Raw genomic sequence first — 20,817 nt, 5'->3', positions numbered from 1 at the left:
TCACAAGGTGCTTATTATCTGAAGGAGGTTATGCAGGATGAAACTGATTGTTGCGATTATACAGGATAAAGACAGCAACCGATTATCCAGCGCATTGGTCAAAGCAAATTTTCGGGCTACGAAATTGGCCAGTACCGGTGGATTTTTGAAGGCAGGCAACACGACGTTTATGATCGGTGTCGATGATGGTCAGGTCGAATCCGTAATGAACGTCATTCGCAGCAGCTGTAAGGTTCGTGAACAGCTCGTGACTCCAGTCACTCCGATGAGCGGAACGACCGACTCTTACCTGCCGCTACCTGTTGAAGTTCAAGTAGGCGGAGCTACTGTGTTTGTTCTTCCGGTAGATCGATTCGAACACTTTTAATAGTGCATTTTGCATAAATCCAATGCAGAGTCCTTCTTGTTACCAAGAATCGTGTTCTCTGTCCGAAAAAAACTTTTCGCTCAAGGAAGGTCTTATTTCGGACAGAGGTTGACTAACCAACGAATAGATCCATGTGGTGATATTTAACTACTATTATATATAGATTATGATGCAGCACATATATAAGGTCCTCTCCTCGCACAGGCGCAGCGCGCACTGTGCTGATGGACGATAGGCCTACTAAGATAGAAAGCAGGCGTTTTCATGAAAATCAACCCTGGATTCCGACCGATGCAGAGTGGACTCAGTTCTGCCGATTCCGGCTCCAAACCGGTTCAATCCAAAAATTTCTCTGATATGATGAATCACCAGGGTGAACGGGCATCACAGGCTGAACTTACCCGCCGATTAAGTGAGATCCAGATGCAGGGTGACCGTTTGTCTCGTTCCATGACCATTCGTGAATTAAAATCATACAAGCAGCTTGTAAAAAGATTTCTGGAGGAAACGGTCCGCCGCGGTGTTTCTATGAAAGAGACTCGGGGATGGGATCGTCGTGGAAGAGGGAAGCGTTACAAGCTGATTGATGAGATTGACTCTGCTTTGTTATCTATGGCTGACGAGCTTTTGGAGACAGAGGAAGGCAAGATTACGTTATTACAGCAAGTAGGAGAAATTCGGGGAATGCTTATTAACTTAAGCTTCTGAGGAGGAAGTATGTCCTTTCAACAAATTATGGGTCAGCAGGCAGCCAAGCAGATGTTACAGAGCAGTTTGCGACGTCAGGCCATAAGTCATGCTTATTTGTTTAGCGGACCATCCGGCAGTGGACAGTTGCAGACGGCGATTACATTTGCCAAAGCGATATTCTGTACAGAGCTTGAAGATGATGCCTGCGGACAGTGTCTTGAATGTCGTAAGGTGGAGCATGGAAATCATCCGGATCTAACGATGCTTGCACCAGATGGAAATAACATTAAAATTGATCAAATTCGGGATCTGCAGCGTATCTTTTCGTACCGTTCAGAGGCGGGGCATCCCAAAGTATATATTATTGAACAGGCCGAGAAAATGACTGTGCAAGCGGCCAACAGCTTGCTGAAGTTTCTGGAAGAACCACAAGTGCCGGCGGTAGGTATTTTGATTACGGATAATGGACAGGCGATGCTGCCCACCATTCGTTCCCGCTCTCAATTGGTTCCTTTCAGTGCACTGAATCCGGAAGAGATGCTGCAATCGCTGATTGCGGAAGGGCACCCTGCCAATCTGGCTCGCTCTGCCGTCCATTTAGCGTCAGGACTGGAAGCATGTAGAGAAATTCTCCAGCAGAATTGGTTTGCAGAAATTAGAAACGTAATGTTACAATTAGGGAAGGAGTCCCTGGGTAGAGGAAGTACATCATTGATCTCTGCACAGCAGAAGCTTTTTAAAACCGGACTCTCAGAACACCTGGATACGATGCTTAGCCTGTTCCATTTATGGTTCAGGGATATGCTGTATGTCCAGTATGGTAGGCATGAACATATCGTTTTTATAGATCAGTTGGACATGCTGTCTCAGTTGGCCCATACCCGCAGCACCGAGCAGTGGGTTTCCTACATGGATATGGCCGCAGCATGCAGAAAAAAATTGCGTTTCAATGTCAATGGCCAGCTTTGTCTGGAGCAATTTTTGATCGGTTTGGCATAAGACTGGGAGAGGACAGATTTTGTTCCAATCATATGCAAACGGTTATAACTTCGGCGGGTTCCCTAAGAAGACAGGGCTTCAGACGAAGTGGGATTGGCTTACGAGGGGGTTAATTTTTTGTACAGTGTAGTGGGTGTCCGTTTCAAAAAAGCGGGCAAAATTTATTACTTCGATCCCCTGGACCTTCCCATTGAAAAAGAAAACTGCGTTATCGTGGAGACAGCGCGGGGGGTAGAGTACGGTAAGGTTGTCGTTGGCAAGAAAGAAGTAGGCGAGTCTGATGTGGTGTTGCCGCTCAAAAAGGTCATCCGGGTGGCGGGCGAGACCGATGCCCGTGTCGTAGATGAGAACAAGCGTGCAGCAAAAGAAGCATTCGGTACTTGTTTAAATAAAATCAAAGACCACGGCCTCAAAATGAAGCTGGTCGATGTGGAATTTACGTTTGATCGCAATAAAATTATTTTTTATTTTACAGCTGAAGGAAGAGTGGATTTCCGGGAGCTGGTCAAGGATCTGGCAAGCATTTTCCGGACACGGATCGAACTGAGACAGATCGGTGTACGTGATGAAGCAAAAATGCTTGGAGGGATCGGACCTTGCGGCCGAGTATTATGTTGTTCTTCCTGGCTGGGAGACTTTGAGCCGGTATCAATCAAGATGGCTAAAGATCAGAGCCTGTCACTGAATCCGACGAAAATTTCCGGGTTGTGCGGAAGACTCATGTGTTGTCTGAAATTTGAGCATGATAACTATGAAAGTGTGAGAGAAGAATTGCCGGCTGTAGGCAAGTTGGTCGTCACCTCTTTGGGTGAAGGAAAAGTTGTCGGCATCAATGCCGGTAATCGCACAGTCCATGTTCAACTGTTCGACATCAGTAAAGTCAAAGAACTTCCGCTGGATGACGTCGTTATCAAGTAAACCATAAAGGTTGCTTCGGGGTGGAAACTTGGAAAAGAAAAATCTGTTTACGCACATTCATGAAATGGAAACCCAATTGGGTCAGTTGCACAGTGATTTAGGAGAGTTAAAAATGATTGTTAAAGAGCTGCTTGAAGATAATCAACGGCTTACCATCGAGAATGAGCAGTTACGCAAACTGCTGAAACGTGAAGCTCCGGCAGATTTGCCCATCGCATCGGCACTCGCCCCGGTAGCAAGGCCTGCAGGTCCAGCTACTGGTGAAGATGTTGTAGGTGAAGGGTATGATAATCTGGCTCGGTTGTATCACGAAGGATTCCATATCTGCAATGTCTATTATGGACATTTGCGGACGGAAGGCGATTGTCTGTTCTGCCTGTCTTTTTTGAATAAATGAAGTGGCCGTAGGGATCCCCTACGGTTTTTTTTCAAGGTTAAGAACCTTGTCTGAGATATAGAGTACCGGAGGATGAGTGTATCATATGACAGAAATATCAGTAAAACTGCAAGATTCGGAGCGAATCGACGATTTGCTCTCCCATGATTTGAAGATTATTCAAAGTGATGAAGTGTTTAGTTTTTCAATGGATGCCGTATTGTTGGCCCGATTTGCTTCTGTACCGAAACGTGGTCGTGTGCTTGATCTGTGTACAGGTAATGGGGTGGTTCCCATTCTGTTGACCACACGGACGCAGGCGAGTCTGGAGGGCATTGAAATTCAACCAAGATTGGCGGATATGGCACGTCGCAGCGTTCAGCTGAATGCATTGGAAGAAGCCATTACGATTCATGAGGGTGATTTGCGTGAACTTGTGAAAGAAACGGGCCATGCTGTATACGATGCTATAACGGTTAACCCTCCGTATATGCCCTTGAATGGAAGTGACCTCAAGATGAACACTCATCAGGCAATGGCACGCCATGAAATCGGATGTACGCTGGAGGAAGTCATTCAGGCCTGCAATCGACTGGTGCGCAATGGCGGTAAAGTATCCATGGTTCATCGCCCGCAGCGTCTAGGTGAGATAATCTCTCTGATGCGTGAGTATAAACTTGAACCGAAGCGGATTCGGATGGTACATCCCCGTGCTCATTTGGAAGCCAATATGGTGTTGATTGAAGCACTCAAGGATGGGAAACCGGAGGTACGCATGCTTCCCCCATTGATTGTCTACAATGAAGAGGGAAAATACTGTGAAGAGATCATGGATATATATTACGGAGCACAACATGCACAACGGACAACGGAAGGAGGGGTTTAGATGACATTGCATATTCAGAAGAGCTACGCGGAGCAGTCGGGTGATGCCGGCAAACTATATTTGGTAGGAACACCGATCGGTAATCTGGACGATATGACTTTTCGAGCCATTAAAACATTGCAGAGCTGTGACATCATTGCAGCGGAAGACACACGTCAGACTCGAAAGCTGCTTACCCATTTTGAAATTACACCATCGATGTTGTTCAGTTACCATGAGCATAATAAGGCAGCCAGTGGGCCTGAACTAATACGCTATATAATAGAAGGAAAAAATTTGGCACTCGTCAGTGATGCCGGTCTGCCGGCCATTTCGGACCCTGGTTCCGATCTTGTAAAACTTGCGCTTGAAGCTGGAATTACGGTCATTCCCATCCCTGGAGCCAATGCAGCGTTATCAGCTCTGATCGTATCCGGCTTGCCGACGGAGCGCTTCACATTCGGCGGTTTTTTGCCGCGGGAGAAAAAAGACATGCGAAAAGTGATGGAAGCTTTTAATGAGTCCAACGGTACGTTGCTATTTTATGAGTCCCCTCACCGTATTCGCAAAACGTTGGCCTACCTCGAAGAGATTCTAGGTGACCGATCGATCGTACTGGCGCGTGAGCTTACAAAACGTCATGAGGAGTTCGCAAGAGGTAGTATCCAAGAGTGTATAGAATGGCTTGAGGAACATCCGCCGCTTGGGGAATATTGTTTGCTTGTAGAAGGTATCAGGGAAGAGGAGCGTAAGGCGGAGCGTGAAGCCTGGTGGCAGCTGCTGTCTTTGGAGGAGCATGTGGGCCATTATGAGAATGAAGGACTTAGTCGGAAAGATGCGATGAAGAAAACGGCAACAGATCGGGGTTTGACGAAACGAGATGTGTATAATGCGTTAATCTAATAACGAATCAAGAAATATATACTGGAATAGGGAAAATAAACTTAAAGGAACCTTAGACCCAACCTTAATGAAATATGAAAAAAATAGCAGAGCGGAAAAATAAAACATATTACGCACATCACCGCTCTTCTTTTTGGTTGTACAGACTCGCAGCTCGATTTTATGGGTAATGAGAACCAATAAGAAAGCAAAAAAATACCTTCCAGCGGTGGGGTTCACACCGGGAAGGCGATCAAGGAATATAAAAAGGTTAGAAATAACAATTTAATAAGACCATTATACCTGATATTTCTTATTTTGTCACAGGTGCAGGGATTTCGGAAATACATTCGTTACAAACAATTTTACCTTTGAAATAAGTAACGTTCTCTGCATTGCCACAGAAGATACAAGCTGGTTCGTATTTTTTCAACATGATGCGCTCGCCGTCAACATAGATCTCAAGAGCATCTTTTTCACCAATACCGAGCGTACGGCGCAATTCAATTGGAATAACTACCCGTCCCAGTTCATCCACTTTTCTTACAATACCTGTTGATTTCATCATTATAATCAGTGCTCCTCTCAGCTAACGATCATTGTCATTATTCGACATTATTTTATGTTTTATGATACTCATCATACCAACGATTCCCAAAACAGTCAACCTTAAAATTAGCTTAAAATAAAGGCTGTTTTTGATAAGATTACGAGTGGTAAGGGATTGGGAGCTATTTTTCGTATTTAAACATCAATGTCAGCTTTGTCGATTTGGAAAACGACAAAAATACAGTATTCGACAAGATTCGTCAAACTGTGTCGAATCCTTGGTGGTATTATACTGAAAAGCGACAAATACAAACGATATTAAAGGAGTGAACAGACATGGAACAGCGTTTAACGGAAGAAAAGGTGTTTAAAGATCCGGTACATAATTATATCCATGTGCAAGATCCGATTATATGGCAGTTGATCAACACGCCCGAATTTCAACGTTTACGCCGAATCCGTCAATTGGGAACATCATTTCTTACTTTCCATGGTGCAGAGCATAGTCGCTTCTCACATTCCTTGGGTGTCTACGAAATTACGCGTAAGATTATTTCCCAATTCGAAAGAAGTCACTATTCAGATTGGCCAAAGGAGGAAAAAACGGTAGCCCTTTGCGCAGCATTGCTCCATGATCTTGGACATGGGCCGTTCTCTCACTCAATAGAAGAAGCTTTCGATATGAATCATGAGGATTGGACTTGTCGGATCATTACAGGTGATACCGAAGTAGGGGCGATCTTAAGACGGTATGCTCCTGATTTTCCCGAGAAAGTGGCTTCTGTTATTCAAAAGACATATGAGCAACCTATTGTCGTTAATTTGGTCACCAGTCCGCTTGATGCGGACCGCATGGATTACTTGCTTCGGGATGCCTACTTTACAGGTGTAAACTATGGGACGATCGACCTTGACCGTATCCTGCGTATGCTGCGTCCATTTCACGGAAGAATCGTGGTCAAGGAGTCGGGCATGCATGCCGTGGAGGATTACTTGATGTCCAGGTACCAGATGTACTGGCAAATTTACTTTCATCCGGTTACCCGAAGTTCGGAAATTATATTGCGGCAAATATTTAAGCGGGCGAAAAGTCTCATACAGCAAGGTTTCCAATTCCGCTTCATGATCGATCCACTGTCCCAGCTATTCGCCGGCGATTTAACGGTGGATGAATACTTGCAGCTGGACGAAGCTTTGATTCAGACGGCATTTATGCAGTGGCGCAAAGAGGACGATGCTGTTCTAAGTGAGTTATGCGAACGTTTTATAGATCGCAAATTATATAAGTATGTAGAGATTGAACAGATCGACGTAAACCTGATTGAAGAGATTCGGGAAGCCTTCACTGCAGCGGGTCTTAATCCCGAGTATGATCTGGAAATTGATTTTCCAACGGATAATCCGTATGATGTGTTTCGTCCGGATGAATCAACGGACAAGCAGATCCTGCTGCTTGATCGGCAAGACAAGTTACATGAGTTGTCAGAGGTATCCGACATTGTCCGTTCAATCAGTGGTCTTCATCGCGGAAAGCATCACTTGTATTATCCGCAAAATAAGGTGGATGCAATTGTTCATGAATTACCGTCAAATATACGCCCCTATTTCTCACATTAAATGATCAGCAATACTGTTCAGGAGTCTGGTGAATAAAGCTTTCTAAAAGAGCTATTTTCCATGATACAGTAATCTGCTTTAATGGAGAGTACATGTAGATCGACATAATTTTGTAATCAGAGCAATTAGAATACAACCCGGATGGCTAAAGATAAGCAACATATAGATAAGGAAGAACTTGTTCGCTCTACATGTTGTGCTCAATGTGCTGAATGAGCTAATAGAATGAAATAAAGAAAAAAATATGACCGAATTTAGGAATATTTATGTTCTGGTTAGTTTACCGGATGGATTAAAAAGAGCTAGTCGTTAATTCGACATGAAGGGAGAAATACAGCATGATGTTGTTCGACACACATACACACCTGGATGCACCACAATTCGACGAGGACCGCGAGGAAATGATTCAGCGTGCTGTGGATGCGGGCGTTAGTCGCATGATTAACGTTGGCTTTAACCGGGAGACTATTCCATCCACGATGAAGCTGGCTGAAACCTATGATTTTATATATGCTGCGGTAGGCTGGCACCCAGTGGATGCAATTACGATGCAGGAGGGTGATCTGGAATGGATTGCGTCTTTATGCAAGCATGAAAAAGTGGTAGCTATCGGTGAAATTGGTCTAGACTATTATTGGGACACTTCACCGAAAGAGGTTCAACATCGCGTATTACGACAACAAATTGGTCTTGCCCGTGAGTTAAATATGCCGATTGTCATTCACAACCGGGATGCGCATGAGGATATTGTAAAGATTTTGCGTGAAGAGAAGGCAGGAGAAGTAGGCGGTGTTATGCATTCCTTCTCTGGCAGCTGGGAAACGGCGAAAATGTGCCTGGATTTGGGCTTCCATCTTTCCTTCGGAGGGCCAATCACGTTCAAAAATGCGAAGCAGCCTAAAGAGGTGCTTGAGAAGGTTCCGATGGACCGATTTTTCATTGAAACCGATGCTCCTTATCTAACACCTCACCCTTATCGTGGAAAACGAAATGAGACAGCGCATGTACGTCTGGTTGCAGAAGCAGCTGCGGAAATTAAAGGCATTTCGGTAGAGGAAATTGCAGCAATAACGACCAAAAATGCCATGGAACGATTTGGGATTCGTTAAAATATCGAGCAAAACGGGTGAAAAAGTGAGTTAGGCGGAGTTAATTTGCTTTTTGATCCAAATAAATCAAGAATATTACAATATTTTAACCAAATATTTAGAAAAACGTACTTGAACAACGCTTTACAACATGCATAGAAACAGGATATCATCTTTTCAGTGAATTGTTGTGCGGAAAATTGGACAGATGTTCGGGGGATGAACAAAGGGACACTTTCCGATGAAACAACATTACTTTCATGAATCAGTCTCGCTGAGTCTCCGTTAACGGAGAGCGGGGGAACCAATAAGGCTTAAACATCGGTGTTTTCAGCCGATGCGCAAAATGCGCTGACCCAAAAGCAGCGTATAAATCTGCGAAGCCATATTTGATTTCTTCTTTGGGTCTCGGGGTGAATTCAAGGGCGTCCGCCATGAGCGGATGACCGGAGATAGGGCGGCTCTCTTTCGCCCGAACCCGACAGCTAACCTCGCAAGCGGAAAAAGAGAGGCAACCTCGTGCATGAATTTCCGATATTCAGAATCATTCGGAAGCCACGAAAGAGTTCCTCTTAAACTCTTTCTTTGGCTTTTTTGTTTTTGAATAAAAGAAATACGGTCATCATACGGTAAGTATTCAGGAGGATGACATCATGTTGCGAAGATTGATTCATGGTGCAGAACCGGATTATGTTGGTCCGATCTGTGTTCTGTAGAAAATTTGGTATAGTCGCGTCAAAGACATCATGCATTACTTTAGACGGCGAGGCTATGAAGGAGGACGGAGAAGTGGGCACATTCCAACCAGAAGAGACCCATGAGTCACGATCATCCAGTAAGTCTTTCGCGTTGCGGTGGAAGCATGAGAACTTGCGTCAAATGGCATTGATCGCGATTTTCTCAATTGCGCTTACAATCATGATCTTGTTAGTCGTTTACGGTCAGGCCGGGAAACAAATTTCACTGGTTATTGATGGCAAAGCTCAAGCGGTAGAGACTCGTACAGGAATGCTTCAGGAAATGCTGGAGGAGCAGTCAATCACAGTCAGCCCTCACGATCAGGTATCCATGCCCTTGAATGGGGCGATCACAGATGGAGACCGCATCGTTATTGAGCGGGCCGTTCCAGTTAATATTACGGCAGACGGAGACACCAAGACTCTGTATACAACCGATTCATCGGTAAAAGATGCGATTAAAAAATCAGGTATTCAGATTGCAAGTGAAGACAAAGTGTATCCGGCGCTTGGAACCACTATTGAAGCGGATATGAAAATCCGTGTAGTGCGTGTAACAAAGCGTACGGTGGACGTGGAACAGCCGATTGCTTACAAAGTGATCAAAACGGCTGACCCTAGCTTGTACAAAGGCGACAATCGTGTCGTTGTGAGCGGTAAAGAAGGCACACTTGTACAGCATATTGAAAAGGTGTTCCAGGATGGAGAATTGGTCTCCAAAAAAATGGTGGGCAAATCGGTCGCAACGAATCGCGTTGATAAAGTGATCGCCGTTGGTACCAAAGCCAAACCTGTTGTGAAAGAGCCAGTGATTCAGACGGTATCGGCGCAGACTTCCACGACAAAAACAGCAACAACCACGAACTCGAAGAAAACCGCTGCCTCGGGCAGCAAAGTAATTACCGTCTCAGGCAGTTCTTTTAAATATTCTAAAGTGTTGAAAAATGTATCCATGACGGCATACTCTTCTGAAGAGCCCGGTATCGGCACAAAAACGGCATCAGGTACTCGGGTAACCGAGGGACGTACCATTGCGGTTGATCCCAAAGTCATTCCAATTGGCTGGTGGGTATATATCGAGGGCCTTGGCTTCCGTCGTGCGGAAGACACAGGTGGTGCCATTAAAGGCAACAAAATTGATGTGTATTATGATAGTGTGAAGCATGCCCTGAACTTCGGACGGAAGAAAGGCAAGACGGTATATGTGATTGGTCCGGTGAAGCCGGAAGCGAACTAAAATCGTTTTACTTTGAAATGGGAATGCTATAAAATATAAGCATGAATGATTCATGCGGAATATGCGGCGGAGGGGTCTGAATTCAGTCTCCCCCGCCGTTTGGCAGAGAAGAGGATACTCCTCTTCTTTTTGCGTTAGAAAGGAAGAAATGGAACATGATAAAAGAAGTGATCGTGGTGGAAGGTCGTGACGACACCGTAGCTATTCGACGTGCGGTTCAGGCAGATACGATCGAGACTGGTGGGTCGGCCATCAACCAGCGTATTCTAAAGCGCATTGCACTTGCCCAAGAGAGACGTGGTGTCATCGTACTGACAGACCCGGATCATGCTGGTGAACGTATTCGTAAAATCATCGCCAATAAAGTACCTGGCTGCAAGCATGCCTTCATCCCGGAGGCAGATGCTACGCGTAAAGGCGACATCGGAGTGGAGAACGCCTCACCTGAGGCCATTCGTCATGCACTGGCACGTGTACACACGTCTTATGAAGGCGCACCCAGTCTGATCGATTGGGAGGATCTGATTGCGGCGGGACTGATTGTGCACCCACAGGCTGCTGCACGTCGTATGGAGATGGGCAATCTGCTGGGCATAGGATATTGCAACGGCAAGCAGTTCCACAAGCGGTTGAGTGTATTCCAGATTACCCGGGAAGAGTTCTCCGCAGCATTATCGCAAATTGAACGTGAAGGATTGTGAGCGTATGAAGGGCATGGAAGAAACGGTAGAGATTGCAACCCCCAAACGAACCAAAGAAATTATTCAAAGACACGGATTTTCATTCAAGAAGAGCCTGGGTCAGAACTTTCTGATCGATCAAAATATATTGAACAAAATTGTAAATGCAGCTGATTTGGACGAGTCCAAGGGTGCACTTGAGATCGGACCAGGTATCGGCGCCCTCACAGAACGTCTGGCTCGGGTAGCCGGGCCTGTAACGGCTGTAGAGATTGATCAGCGGCTGCTGCCGATTCTGGGTGAAGTGATGCAGCCTTATCCGAATGTTCGTGTGCATCATGGGGATGTGCTGAAGCTGGATCTGGCTGAGCTGTTCCGCACCGATTTTGGAACGGTAGATAAAGTGAGTGTTGTGGCCAATCTGCCTTATTATGTAACGACGCCAATCATGATGAAGCTGCTCGAAGAGAAGCTGCCTGTAGACAGCATTGTGGTCATGATCCAGAAGGAAGTGGCTGAACGCATGGCTGCTGCTCCTGGATCTAAGGACTATGGCAGTCTGAGCATTGCAGTCCAGTACTACAGTATGCCTGAATTGGTCTGTATTGTTCCGCCCACGGTATTTATTCCGCAGCCTAATGTGGAATCGGCTGTAATCAAGTTAAAGGTGCGTGAGCAACCGCCGGTTGAAGTTCCCGACGAGGCACATTTCTTCGAAGTGGTACAGGCTTCATTCGCGCAGCGTAGAAAAACAATCTCCAATAATTTGAAAGCTCGTTTCTTCACAAAGGAGAACAGAGAACAGGCTGATCAGCTGCTGGAGCAGGCTGGTATTCAGCCTTCGAGACGGGGAGAAACATTGAGCCTGCAGGAGTATGCGACACTCAGTACCGTAATGTGGGAAGCTGGGGTACGCGCAGCTCTGTAAAATTCGGATGAACCAATCCGGGTTTCTGCCCATACGATGGGGTAGAGGTGATAATGTTGATGAATATCGGAGACTTGGTCGTTCGAAAGTCATACGGTGGAGATGTGACTTTCCGGTTGGAAGGCCTCCAGTCGGACGGTGCCATCATTAAAGGGACCGAGTTCCGGCTGTTAGCCGATTCCCCTGTGGACGATTTGATACAGGTTCCTTATGAACCGCAGAGTGCCAAGACGAGGCAGGCTCACGTGAAGGCGCATCAGACGCTCTCACGCTTGCAGCAGAATCGAATGGAACAGGCCGAGCGCAATCGTGAAGGTTTGGTTCAGGAATGGTCTGTTCAACAAGAACCCGCCTATTTTGAGATGCCTGGCAAAGTACTGCACTTGGATGGCGATCCTAATTATCTAAAAAAAAGCATGAACCTTTATGAGCAGCTTCGTGTTCCCGCAGAGGGGCAATACGTACATGAGTCTGCCATGGCGGACACTTTATATCGTCTGCTGCCCAAAGTTCGCCCGGACATTGTTGTCATTACTGGCCATGATGGTGTACTTAAGACTCGTCAGCCCTATGACTTATATAGTCTGGGCAGCTACAAAAATTCGCAAAACTTCGTATCTGCTATTCAGGTGGCTAGGCAATATGAACGCCATCTCGATGCGCTCACGATTGTAGCTGGTGCGTGTCAGTCCCACTTTGAGGCCTTGCTGCGTGCTGGAGCGAACTTTGCCAGTTCACCAGGCCGAATTCTCATTCATGCTTTAGACCCGGTCTATGTGGCAGCCAAGGCAGCCTTCACGTCAGTGCGCGAAACCGTGAATATGAATGACATTTTGCATAACACGATTAGTGGCAGCCAGGGTGTGGGCGGCGTTGAGACACGAGGGAGTTATCGGGTAGGTCTGCCCGGATTGAATGATTTATCCACGTTAAAAGTGAATCCATCAGCCGTCTGAAGATGGCAGAAGAAAGCCTCATTTAGGGGCTTTTTTTGTTTGCAAAAAAATTCATTGACAACAACTTTTTGATACTGATATAATAATTAGTTTTGATTTGACAATGACTGTAAAATCCGGTATAATGGACAAGAAAAGAGGTGGTCGTCGACAATGGCTAAAAATACGCTATTGGATATCAAACGCAATCTCGATGCACATATCGGTCAGAAAATTATGCTGCGGGCTAATGGTGGCCGCCGTAAGACCATTGAGCGTACGGGTGTATTGGAAGAAACGTACCCTTCTGTTTTTATTGTCAAGCTTGATGAGGAGCAAGAAACATTCAAGCGAGTATCCTACAGTTATGCTGATATACTTACGGAATCGGTGGAAGTCATGGTATTTGATCCAGGCAGCCAGACGCATAGCTCCTACATGGAGACGTAAGTATCGATTTACGGCGATTCTGCCCCCTTGGGCAGGTCGCTTTTTTTATTTTGAAAAAATCCCGCTCGGTTCATGGGAGAGCCATAGTTGATCAGGAATGAGTCTGGGGAAGAAGCGGCATACTATTTGGACAGGTTCAAGGCATTATTCTTAAGTAGATCAAATGAATTGGCTTGGCCTGGGGGCAATTAGTCCCGGATACCAATGGACTTATCATGAATGAACTATTTGGAGGAGGATGATCCATGAGCCGGAGAAGAAGAAGTGTAATGTCGGATGAACTCAAGAATGAACTGGCAAAAGACCTGGGGTTCTATGATACTGTCCAGCAGGAAGGTTGGGGCGGGATCAAAGCGAAGGATGCGGGCAATATGGTGAAACGGGCCATTCAACTTGCGGAAGAAGCTGCACGCAAATCGTAATCCGGTTCAATCGGTTTGGAGAGCGGGGCAATCCGGCAGGAATGACCTCGCTTTTTCCCCATGGATGCGGAATAGAAATGACTTGACAGCCCCATTTTGATATAATATGTTAAGTTGTCTTAGGGAAAAGGTGAGGACGGGTGAACGCCTTGAAAATTTACGAAAAAGCGCCTGCTAAAATCAATTTGATGCTAGACGTTTTACATAAAAGAAGAGATGGATTCCACGAAGTTGAGATGATCATGACGATGGTGGATCTTGCCGATCGACTGGAAATGTCTGAGCTGCCTCGTGACACGATCTTTATCTCTAGTCAGGCGGGATATATCCCCCTGGATGAGAAGAACTTGGCTTTTCAGGCAGCCAGGCTCATCAAAGAGCGTTATGACGTGAGAACCGGAGTGCATATTCATCTGGACAAAAAAATACCAGTGGCCGCCGGACTTGCTGGTGGCAGCAGTGATGCAGCAGCAACGCTGCGTGGATTGAATCGCCTCTGGCGTCTCAACATCCCCGATCAAGAGCTGCAGGAACTTGGAGCCGAACTGGGCTCGGATGTGCCTTTCTGCATTACAGGCGGAACAGCACTCGCCACAGGCCGTGGGGAGAAGCTGACACCGATGCCGAATCCCCCGCAATGTTGGGTGATCTTGGCCAAGCCGCCGATTAATGTGTCCACAGCCGACGTCTATGGACGGTTCCGCAGCGACAAGATCGTTCGTCATCCGAGTGCTGCCAAAATGGAGCAGGCCATTCGCAATCAATCCTTTGCCGAAGTGTGCGGGCAGATGGGGAATGTGCTTGAGGACGTAACGTTGAAGCTGTATCCGGAAGTTCAGCATCTGAAGGATGCCATGATTCGGCTTGGAGCAGACGGAGTATTAATGTCAGGCAGCGGCCCTACTGTGTTTGGGCTGGTCTCCAAGGAGTCCAAAGTTGCACGGATCTACAATGGGCTGCGAGGCTTCTGTAAAGAAGTATACGCCGTACGTATGCTAACTTAAAATTCGCTTTTATAATGTACAAACACGTATAAAGGTGGTATATTTTTAAATAATTATTCGGATTTGGATGTTTTCCGTGATCGTGAGGATGGATCTCTGTGAAGAAATTAAAACGAAGCGCAAGGCTGGTTGAAATGACGCAGTACTTATTGTCTAGACCGCATACGGTTATTCCGTTGACCACATTTGCCGAACGCTACGGAGCTGCGAAGTCGTCGATCAGTGAAGATTTGGCGATTATCAAAGAAGTGTTCGAAGAAGGTGGTTCGGGAGAACTGCATACACTGGCTGGAGCAGCCGGGGGAGTAAAGTGGATTCCAAAGGTGTCCAGAGAACTGGCACTGGCTTTTGCAGAACGACTTTCTACCCAGCTCGCGCAGCCCGATCGGATACTCCCTGGTGAGTACCTGTACATGTCCGACCTGCTTGGACAGCCCGCATTGATGAATGAAGCCGGCAAGATTTTTGCAACGGCCTTTGGCAATATGGATATTGATGTGGTGATGACGGTCGAGACTAAAGGAATTCCGCTTGCTTATGCGACCGGAGCCCAGCTCAACCTGCCTGTAGTGCTCGTGCGTAGGGACCATCAGGCTACGGAAGGATCGGCCGTAAGTATCAATTATGTATCCGGGTCCCATAAAAGCCTACATACCATGTCCCTATCTCGCAGGGCTATGCGTGAGCACTCCAGAGTGCTCATTGTAGATGATTTTATGAAAGCCGGGGGAACCGTCCAAGGGATGATCGACCTATTAGCCGAGTTTAATGCTACGGTAGCGGGAGTAGGCGTATTAGTAGAATCTGGATCGGTTGATTCGGAAGAACGACTGCTGACGGATTACATTTCTCTGGCGAAGCTGACGGCGGTTGATGCGAAGAGCAGACACATTTCCGTCAAGCCTGGCAACTATTTTGACGTGTAGAATCATGACGAATTACATGTCGGGAAAGGTTCTTTTCCATCGACCTGGCACTAACGTTGTCGAATTGTGTATTAAATAAAAAAATTCCTGAAATTAGGACATTTTTATGGTTATAAAAAGAAGGAGTTCGTATAGGCTGTGTGGAATTATACACCAAGTTCTGATGGAAAAAGGTGGTGAACACACACATGCAAATTACGGATGTCAGACTCCGCCGTGTTAACTCTGAGGGGAGAATGAAGGCTATCGCATCCATTACCATCGATAACGAATTCGTCGTTCATGACATTCGCGTCATCGATGGCAATAACGGAATGTTTGTTGCTATGCCGAGCAAGCGGACTCCTGACGGAGAATTCCGTGATATCGCCCACCCGATCTCTTCCGGTACTCGCGAGAAGATTCAAGCAGCTGTTTTGACTGAGTATGATCGCGCAGCAACTGAGGAAGAAGTCATTGAAGAAGGTGCCTGAGAACATTATTGGGGTTCGAAGGAAAAGAGAGCCATGTCTTATGGCTCTCTTTTCTTTTTGACGGGAATAAGATATATTCAGTATTGAGTTTATTCACAGAAGAGCATTTTCGCAGCTTGAATTCTGCAAAATGTTGAAAGAACAAAAAGCGCAGCGTGCGCTTGGTAACAGGGCGGCATCTTAGGAATCATGGGAATCGGTTAAGCTCGCAGGTACACGGCGTATACATATAGGTCACGATTTGTTGGTGTCCGCGTTGTTACGCGTGATTACAGAGACAGCAGGCGATGAACAAGACCGGCGCAGGGCCGGCTGAACGTTACTCATCGGATATATACAGGTAAGGTCAAACGATGGGTTTTTCAGAACAGGAGGTCGTAAATTTTGAAAAGAATGGCAATCGTTCTTGCGGCAGGGCAAGGCAAACGGATGAAATCAAAATTGTACAAGGTACTGCATCCCGTATGCGGTAAACCAATGGTGGGTCACGTGCTGGATGCAGCTCTTCGCGCAGGTGTTGAACGCAGCGTCGTTGTGGTCGGTCACGGTGCCGAAGCGGTGCAGTCATTTTTGGGTTCCAGAGCAGAGTACGTGCTTCAGGCTGAACAATTGGGAACAGGACATGCGGTGAAGCAGGTTAAATCTCTGCTCGGCAGTGAAGCAGGGTCAACCATTGTTGTCTGTGGAGATACACCACTTGTGACCAGTGAAACGCTGGAAGGACTGATGAAGCTGCATGAGAGTCGCGGAGCAGCAGCAACGGTACTTACAGCTAAACTGGACAATCCCAAAGGGTACGGTCGCGTTATTCGCGGAGAAGATGGTTCAGTACAACGCATTGTGGAACAGAAGGATTGCACGGAGCAGGAAGATGCCGTGAACGAAATCAACACAGGTACGTACTGCTTCGATAATGCCAAGTTGTTCGCTGCGCTGGAGAAAGTGACGAACCAGAATGCTCAGGGAGAGTATTATCTCACTGACGTGGTTGGCATTTTCCGTAATGATGGAGAAGTGGTGGAGGCCTACATGTCAGATGACATCGCGGAATCCATCGGAGTTAATGATCGGCTTGCCCTTTCACAAGCAGAAGCGTTCATGCGTGAACGTTTGGCGGTAAGACATATGTTGAACGGTGTTACGATCATCGATCCGGCATCGACATATATCGGGGCGGATGTTACCATTGGATCAGATACGGTATTGTATCCGGGTACCATACTCAAAGGGTCAACTACCATTGGTGAAGCCTGCCATATTGGTCCTCAGGCTGATATCGAAGACAGTATCATTCAGGATGGGGTTACAATCAAACATTCTGTGCTGTCACAAGCCGAGGTTGGATCAGAAGCAACCGTAGGTCCATTTGCTTATTTGCGTCCAGGCACCAAACTGGGCCGCAAAGTAAAAATTGGTGACTTTGTTGAAGTGAAAAATGCTACAATTGATGAAGGCTCCAAAGTATCTCATCTCAGTTATATTGGGGATGCTAAAGTCGGGAAAAACGTAAATGTTGGATGCGGGGCAATAACGGTGAATTATGATGGATATAATAAAGCTGTAACGACGATTGAAGATGATGCGTTCGTAGGCAGCAATGTCAATCTGATTGCACCTGTCACGGTAGGAAAAGGCGCATATGTTGTTGCGGGCTCTACCGTTACCCATTCCGTTCCCGACAACGATCTCGCGATTGCCCGCCCACGCCAGGAGAACAAACCTGGGTATGCGGAGAAAATCCGTGGTCGTGCCAAAGCAAAGAAACAAAATGCCAAACCCGAATAAGGGGTATTGATATTAAGAATTGCCTGCCGAACATCGGGGGGTGCCGACATGTCGCAGACGCTTATAGATTCCAATGAACCAGCACGGAGGGTTTTTATTTTATGACTTATTTTGATTCGAAACTAAAAATATTTACTTGCAATTCTAACCCCAAGCTTGCCCATCAAATTGCTGATTATATCGGAATTCCTATGGGTGAATCTCACACAACCAGCTTCAGTGATGGTGAGATCCAAGTGAAACTCTCTGAGAGTGTTCGGGGCTGTCACGTTTATATCGTGCAGTCTACTTGCTTGCCGGTTAATGACAACCTGATGGAAATGCTCGTTATGATTGATGCACTTAAACGGGCATCTGCCAAGACGATTAACGTCGTTATTCCGTACTATGGTTATGCTAGACAGGACCGTAAGGCCCGTTCGCGTGACCCGATTACAGCCAAACTGGTTGCCAATTTGATCGAAAAAGCGGGTGCAACCCGTGTAATCGCAATGGACTTGCATGCCATGCAGATCCAGGGATTCTTCGACATTCCAGTCGATCATCTGCTCGGCGTGCCGATTTTGGCTCAATATTTCCGCTCGAAACAGATCGAAAATCCGGTTGTTGTATCGCCTGACCACGGCGGCGTAGTACGCGCTCGGAAACTGGCGGACTTCCTGAATGCACCTCTCGCAATTATCGACAAACGTCGTCCAGAGCCGAACGTCAGCGAAGTGATGAACATTATCGGTAACATCGAAGGTAAAACGGCAATTCTGATCGATGACATCATTGATACAGCGGGAACGATTGTACTGGGAGCAAATGCTCTGATGGAAGGCGGCGTGAAAGAAGTATACGCTTGCTGTACTCACCCGGTATTGTCCGGCCCTGCGATGGAACGCTTGGAGAATGCACCGCTGAAGGAAGTTATCGTAACGGATACTATTCCGATTACGCATGCTAACCCGACAAGCAAACTTAAAGTGTTGTCTGTAGCACCTTTGCTCGGAGAAGCCATTATCCGGGTTCATGAGGAATTGTCAATCAGCAAGCTGTTTGAAATTGAATAAGGATGTCTGCATAAAGTAGTAGAGGGGTTACGTTTTCCGGATCAATGGAAAATGTAACCCCTGTCGGCGTGCCGTTATGTTGGAAGTGAAGCAGTTGCCTGCCGGATTTCTAGTATCCGGGGCGGGAGATAAAACGGAACCGGCGCCGATGAAAAAGAGTGTCGGCAATTTCGACAAATTGATTATCGAAACGTGTGATTAGTCCGATCTCAATATGGGTGTCGCGGTCATATACCTGTACAGGTACGTGATATTCCAGATGATAGATAAAATCGCTATGTTGAGTCAGTTGTCCGTTGTCTTCGCGCAAAACCCGCTCACCTTCCTGGGTTGATGAATAAAAGCTGTAAACATAATATAAGTTGAAACTGACGTTTACACCAAAACGGAGAGTGCAGAACCAATCTGAAGAAGCGGAGCGTGCGCCTGAAAGCTTTCTGCAAGAAAGCTACTTCGGAAGCATAGGCTATCACCGGATTATTCCCTTGGATCAAGGGAATAAAGAAAATCTGGGGATAAGAGCCGATCGAAAGATGGTACTGCAATCGGAGTGATAAGGTGTAATAATCGTTCAAATTATATAACCATTTCGAATCATACTTTGTTGATATTATATGAAATATAACATTCGAAGTCTATGCTTCACCTTAGGCTGATCCGAAGGAGGGAACAAGATGAAGTGGATTGTCGGCCTCGGAAATCCAGGCCCGAACTACGCTAAAACCCGTCATAATATCGGCTTTATGGCACTCGATCGACTTGCAGAGCGCCATAATATCTCCATTACGCAGAGCAAATGCAAGGCGCTGATTGGAGAAGGTGTGATTGGCGGCGTCAAAACGGTGCTGATTAAACCAATGACGTTTATGAACCTGTCCGGTGAGTCGGTAAGGGCTTATATGGATTTTTATAAAGTTAGTCTGGAAGACCTGATTGTTGTCTACGATGATATGGACACGGAAACAGGCAAAGTCAGATTGCGTTACCAGGGCAGTGCAGGTGGTCACAATGGAATCAAATCCATTATCCAGCATACCGGTACTCAGCAGTTTAACCGGGTACGGATGGGCATATCCCGACCAGAACCGGGACATGCCATTGTAGATTACGTACTGTCGAAGTTTATGAAGAACGAAAAGGAAGCACTCGAACAAACGATCGAACAGACCTGTAATGCATTGGAGTATAGTCTGGATCATACGTTTGAGCAGACGATGGCCAAGTTCAACGGGTAACCGCTGCAACTGGCACTGGAAAAATGATCAAGATTCGGGTTCAATTCAGTCTTAATGGGCATACTGGACGTATAAACCATGTTCAGGAGGCATAAACATGTCAGTGAATTATGTGTGTAGGCACTGCCGTACTTTTATTGGACGAATCGATTCTGCCCGGATAACGGAAGCGCAATTAGGCTTTCATTTCTTGACCCCCGACGAGCGGAGGGATATAATAGCGTATAATTCCGGTGGCGATATAACCGTTCGGATTACATGTGATTATTGCAAAGAAGCTTTGGAATTTAATCCTGAGCTGAGCCTGCTTGCGAGTCCGCTTCAATAATTAACTCGCACGCAGCAAGAACTTATGACAGATGATGGCGGCTGCGGAATACCGCTCCACCTTTATAGCCTTGGCAGCCTGCTGAGGCTTCTTTTCAGTTGGGATGAAACCAGACTGCTTCCAAAATCGTGCTCAGCCACATTAAACGGATGTGGCAAAGTAGCGATTAATCCTTTATGATGAAACAGGACAAAAAGGAATTTGTATCCAATTTTTAATGTGGTGAACCTGCGCGCAGGCGTGAGATACTCAAGTAAGTTATAAGAGAGGT

The 20,817-nt window shown here is 46.3% G+C and carries 25 protein-coding genes and 1 riboswitch; of the genes, 23 read left to right on the top strand and 2 right to left on the bottom strand.

Annotated features, from left to right (window positions below; translation table 11 throughout):
• Positions 1-37 precede the first annotated feature (37 nt).
• The 7 genes from HW560_RS05285 to rsmI all read left to right on the top strand — a co-directional run bounded on the left by HW560_RS05285 (position 38) and on the right by rsmI (position 5,118).
• On the top strand, positions 38-367 hold the full coding sequence (locus HW560_RS05285) for a cyclic-di-AMP receptor (protein WP_017691391.1): 330 nt from the start codon (positions 38-40) through the stop codon (positions 365-367).
• A gap of 264 nt (positions 368-631) precedes the next feature.
• Positions 632-1,075: a YaaR family protein gene (locus HW560_RS05280; protein ID WP_090905236.1), complete on the top strand. Its 444-nt coding sequence runs from the start codon at positions 632-634 to the stop codon at positions 1,073-1,075.
• A 9-nt stretch (positions 1,076-1,084) separates the two neighbouring features.
• Complete coding sequence (holB, locus tag HW560_RS05275) at positions 1,085-2,056, top strand: DNA polymerase III subunit delta' (RefSeq protein ID WP_090905234.1); 972 nt, start codon at positions 1,085-1,087, stop codon at positions 2,054-2,056.
• A 117-nt stretch (positions 2,057-2,173) separates the two neighbouring features.
• A complete protein-coding gene (locus HW560_RS05270) occupies positions 2,174-2,974 on the top strand; it encodes a PSP1 domain-containing protein (protein ID WP_024633696.1) in 801 nt (266 codons plus the stop codon).
• A 28-nt stretch (positions 2,975-3,002) separates the two neighbouring features.
• On the top strand, positions 3,003-3,371 hold the full coding sequence (gene yabA / locus HW560_RS05265) for a DNA replication initiation control protein YabA (protein WP_024633697.1): 369 nt from the start codon (positions 3,003-3,005) through the stop codon (positions 3,369-3,371).
• Positions 3,372-3,456: 85 nt separating this feature from the next.
• On the top strand, positions 3,457-4,236 hold the full coding sequence (locus HW560_RS05260) for a tRNA1(Val) (adenine(37)-N6)-methyltransferase (protein ID WP_179262256.1): 780 nt from the start codon (positions 3,457-3,459) through the stop codon (positions 4,234-4,236).
• On the top strand, positions 4,237-5,118 hold the full coding sequence (rsmI, locus tag HW560_RS05255; protein WP_090905230.1) for a 16S rRNA (cytidine(1402)-2'-O)-methyltransferase: 882 nt from the start codon (positions 4,237-4,239) through the stop codon (positions 5,116-5,118). It begins immediately after the preceding gene.
• Between the two features lie 292 nt (positions 5,119-5,410).
• Here the strand turns inward: rsmI and HW560_RS05250 are convergent, their stop codons facing one another.
• A complete protein-coding gene (locus HW560_RS05250; protein ID WP_024633700.1) occupies positions 5,411-5,665 on the bottom strand; it encodes an AbrB/MazE/SpoVT family DNA-binding domain-containing protein in 255 nt (84 codons plus the stop codon).
• Between the two features lie 317 nt (positions 5,666-5,982).
• Between HW560_RS05250 and HW560_RS05245 the strand changes: the two genes are divergently transcribed.
• The 13 genes from HW560_RS05245 to HW560_RS05185 all read left to right on the top strand — a co-directional run bounded on the left by HW560_RS05245 (position 5,983) and on the right by HW560_RS05185 (position 18,983).
• Positions 5,983-7,263, top strand: a complete 1,281-nt coding sequence (locus tag HW560_RS05245; RefSeq protein ID WP_090905228.1) for an HD domain-containing protein — start codon at positions 5,983-5,985, stop codon at positions 7,261-7,263.
• A gap of 338 nt (positions 7,264-7,601) precedes the next feature.
• Positions 7,602-8,372 (top strand): TatD family hydrolase, encoded by a 771-nt coding sequence (locus tag HW560_RS05240; RefSeq protein WP_179262253.1) that lies wholly within the window; start codon positions 7,602-7,604, stop codon positions 8,370-8,372.
• 241 nt (positions 8,373-8,613) lie between these two features.
• Positions 8,614-8,867: riboswitch (cyclic di-AMP (ydaO/yuaA leader) on the top strand.
• 273 nt (positions 8,868-9,140) lie between these two features.
• Positions 9,141-10,325, top strand: a complete 1,185-nt coding sequence (locus tag HW560_RS05235) for a resuscitation-promoting factor (RefSeq protein ID WP_110002332.1) — start codon at positions 9,141-9,143, stop codon at positions 10,323-10,325.
• 155 nt (positions 10,326-10,480) lie between these two features.
• Entirely contained in the window at positions 10,481-11,026 is a 546-nt protein-coding gene (gene rnmV / locus HW560_RS05230) for a ribonuclease M5 (protein WP_091001847.1), read from the top strand.
• Positions 11,027-11,030: 4 nt separating this feature from the next.
• Positions 11,031-11,933, top strand: a complete 903-nt coding sequence (gene rsmA / locus HW560_RS05225) for a 16S rRNA (adenine(1518)-N(6)/adenine(1519)-N(6))-dimethyltransferase RsmA (RefSeq protein ID WP_090905222.1) — start codon at positions 11,031-11,033, stop codon at positions 11,931-11,933.
• Positions 11,934-11,992: 59 nt separating this feature from the next.
• Positions 11,993-12,889: a sporulation peptidase YabG gene (gene yabG / locus HW560_RS05220; protein ID WP_079697633.1), complete on the top strand. Its 897-nt coding sequence runs from the start codon at positions 11,993-11,995 to the stop codon at positions 12,887-12,889.
• Positions 12,890-13,042: 153 nt separating this feature from the next.
• Positions 13,043-13,318: a biofilm formation stimulator Veg gene (gene veg, locus HW560_RS05215; protein ID WP_053778931.1), complete on the top strand. Its 276-nt coding sequence runs from the start codon at positions 13,043-13,045 to the stop codon at positions 13,316-13,318.
• Between the two features lie 245 nt (positions 13,319-13,563).
• Positions 13,564-13,740: a small, acid-soluble spore protein, alpha/beta type gene (locus HW560_RS05210; RefSeq protein ID WP_053778930.1), complete on the top strand. Its 177-nt coding sequence runs from the start codon at positions 13,564-13,566 to the stop codon at positions 13,738-13,740.
• A gap of 149 nt (positions 13,741-13,889) precedes the next feature.
• Complete coding sequence (gene ispE / locus HW560_RS05205; RefSeq protein WP_090905253.1) at positions 13,890-14,744, top strand: 4-(cytidine 5'-diphospho)-2-C-methyl-D-erythritol kinase; 855 nt, start codon at positions 13,890-13,892, stop codon at positions 14,742-14,744.
• Positions 14,745-14,842: 98 nt separating this feature from the next.
• The gene (gene purR / locus HW560_RS05200) at positions 14,843-15,670 is read left to right on the top strand and encodes a pur operon repressor (RefSeq protein WP_090905221.1); all 828 of its coding nucleotides are present in this window, start codon (positions 14,843-14,845) and stop codon (positions 15,668-15,670) included.
• 188 nt (positions 15,671-15,858) lie between these two features.
• Positions 15,859-16,143, top strand: coding sequence for a septation regulator SpoVG (gene spoVG, locus HW560_RS05195; RefSeq protein ID WP_017691372.1), 285 nt, complete (start codon positions 15,859-15,861; stop codon positions 16,141-16,143).
• 393 nt (positions 16,144-16,536) lie between these two features.
• Positions 16,537-17,928 carry a bifunctional UDP-N-acetylglucosamine diphosphorylase/glucosamine-1-phosphate N-acetyltransferase GlmU gene (glmU, locus tag HW560_RS05190; protein ID WP_371129210.1) on the top strand — a complete coding sequence of 464 codons (1,392 nt, stop codon included), beginning with the start codon at positions 16,537-16,539 and terminating at the stop codon, positions 17,926-17,928.
• 101 nt (positions 17,929-18,029) lie between these two features.
• Positions 18,030-18,983 carry a ribose-phosphate diphosphokinase gene (locus HW560_RS05185; protein WP_017691370.1) on the top strand — a complete coding sequence of 318 codons (954 nt, stop codon included), beginning with the start codon at positions 18,030-18,032 and terminating at the stop codon, positions 18,981-18,983.
• Between the two features lie 109 nt (positions 18,984-19,092).
• On the opposite strand, the gene HW560_RS05180 is transcribed toward HW560_RS05185, so the two are convergent.
• A complete protein-coding gene (locus tag HW560_RS05180) occupies positions 19,093-19,293 on the bottom strand; it encodes a hypothetical protein (RefSeq protein ID WP_024633712.1) in 201 nt (66 codons plus the stop codon).
• Positions 19,294-19,375: 82 nt separating this feature from the next.
• Here HW560_RS05180 and HW560_RS05175 point away from each other — a divergent pair, with 82 nt between their 5' ends.
• The 3 genes from HW560_RS05175 to HW560_RS05165 all read left to right on the top strand — a co-directional run bounded on the left by HW560_RS05175 (position 19,376) and on the right by HW560_RS05165 (position 20,546).
• Positions 19,376-19,537: a hypothetical protein gene (locus tag HW560_RS05175; protein WP_179262251.1), complete on the top strand. Its 162-nt coding sequence runs from the start codon at positions 19,376-19,378 to the stop codon at positions 19,535-19,537.
• 120 nt (positions 19,538-19,657) lie between these two features.
• Positions 19,658-20,218: an aminoacyl-tRNA hydrolase gene (pth, locus tag HW560_RS05170; RefSeq protein ID WP_179262249.1), complete on the top strand. Its 561-nt coding sequence runs from the start codon at positions 19,658-19,660 to the stop codon at positions 20,216-20,218.
• A 97-nt stretch (positions 20,219-20,315) separates the two neighbouring features.
• A complete protein-coding gene (locus HW560_RS05165) occupies positions 20,316-20,546 on the top strand; it encodes an anti-sigma-F factor Fin (RefSeq protein ID WP_024633714.1) in 231 nt (76 codons plus the stop codon).
• Positions 20,547-20,817 lie beyond the last annotated feature (271 nt).

The sequence above is a fragment of the Paenibacillus sp. E222 genome (genome assembly GCF_013401555.1).
Lineage (GTDB): Bacteria > Bacillota > Bacilli > Paenibacillales > Paenibacillaceae > Paenibacillus.
The sequence above is the reverse complement of the archived record's forward strand: the minus strand, read 5'-3'. Positions and strand labels throughout refer to the sequence as shown.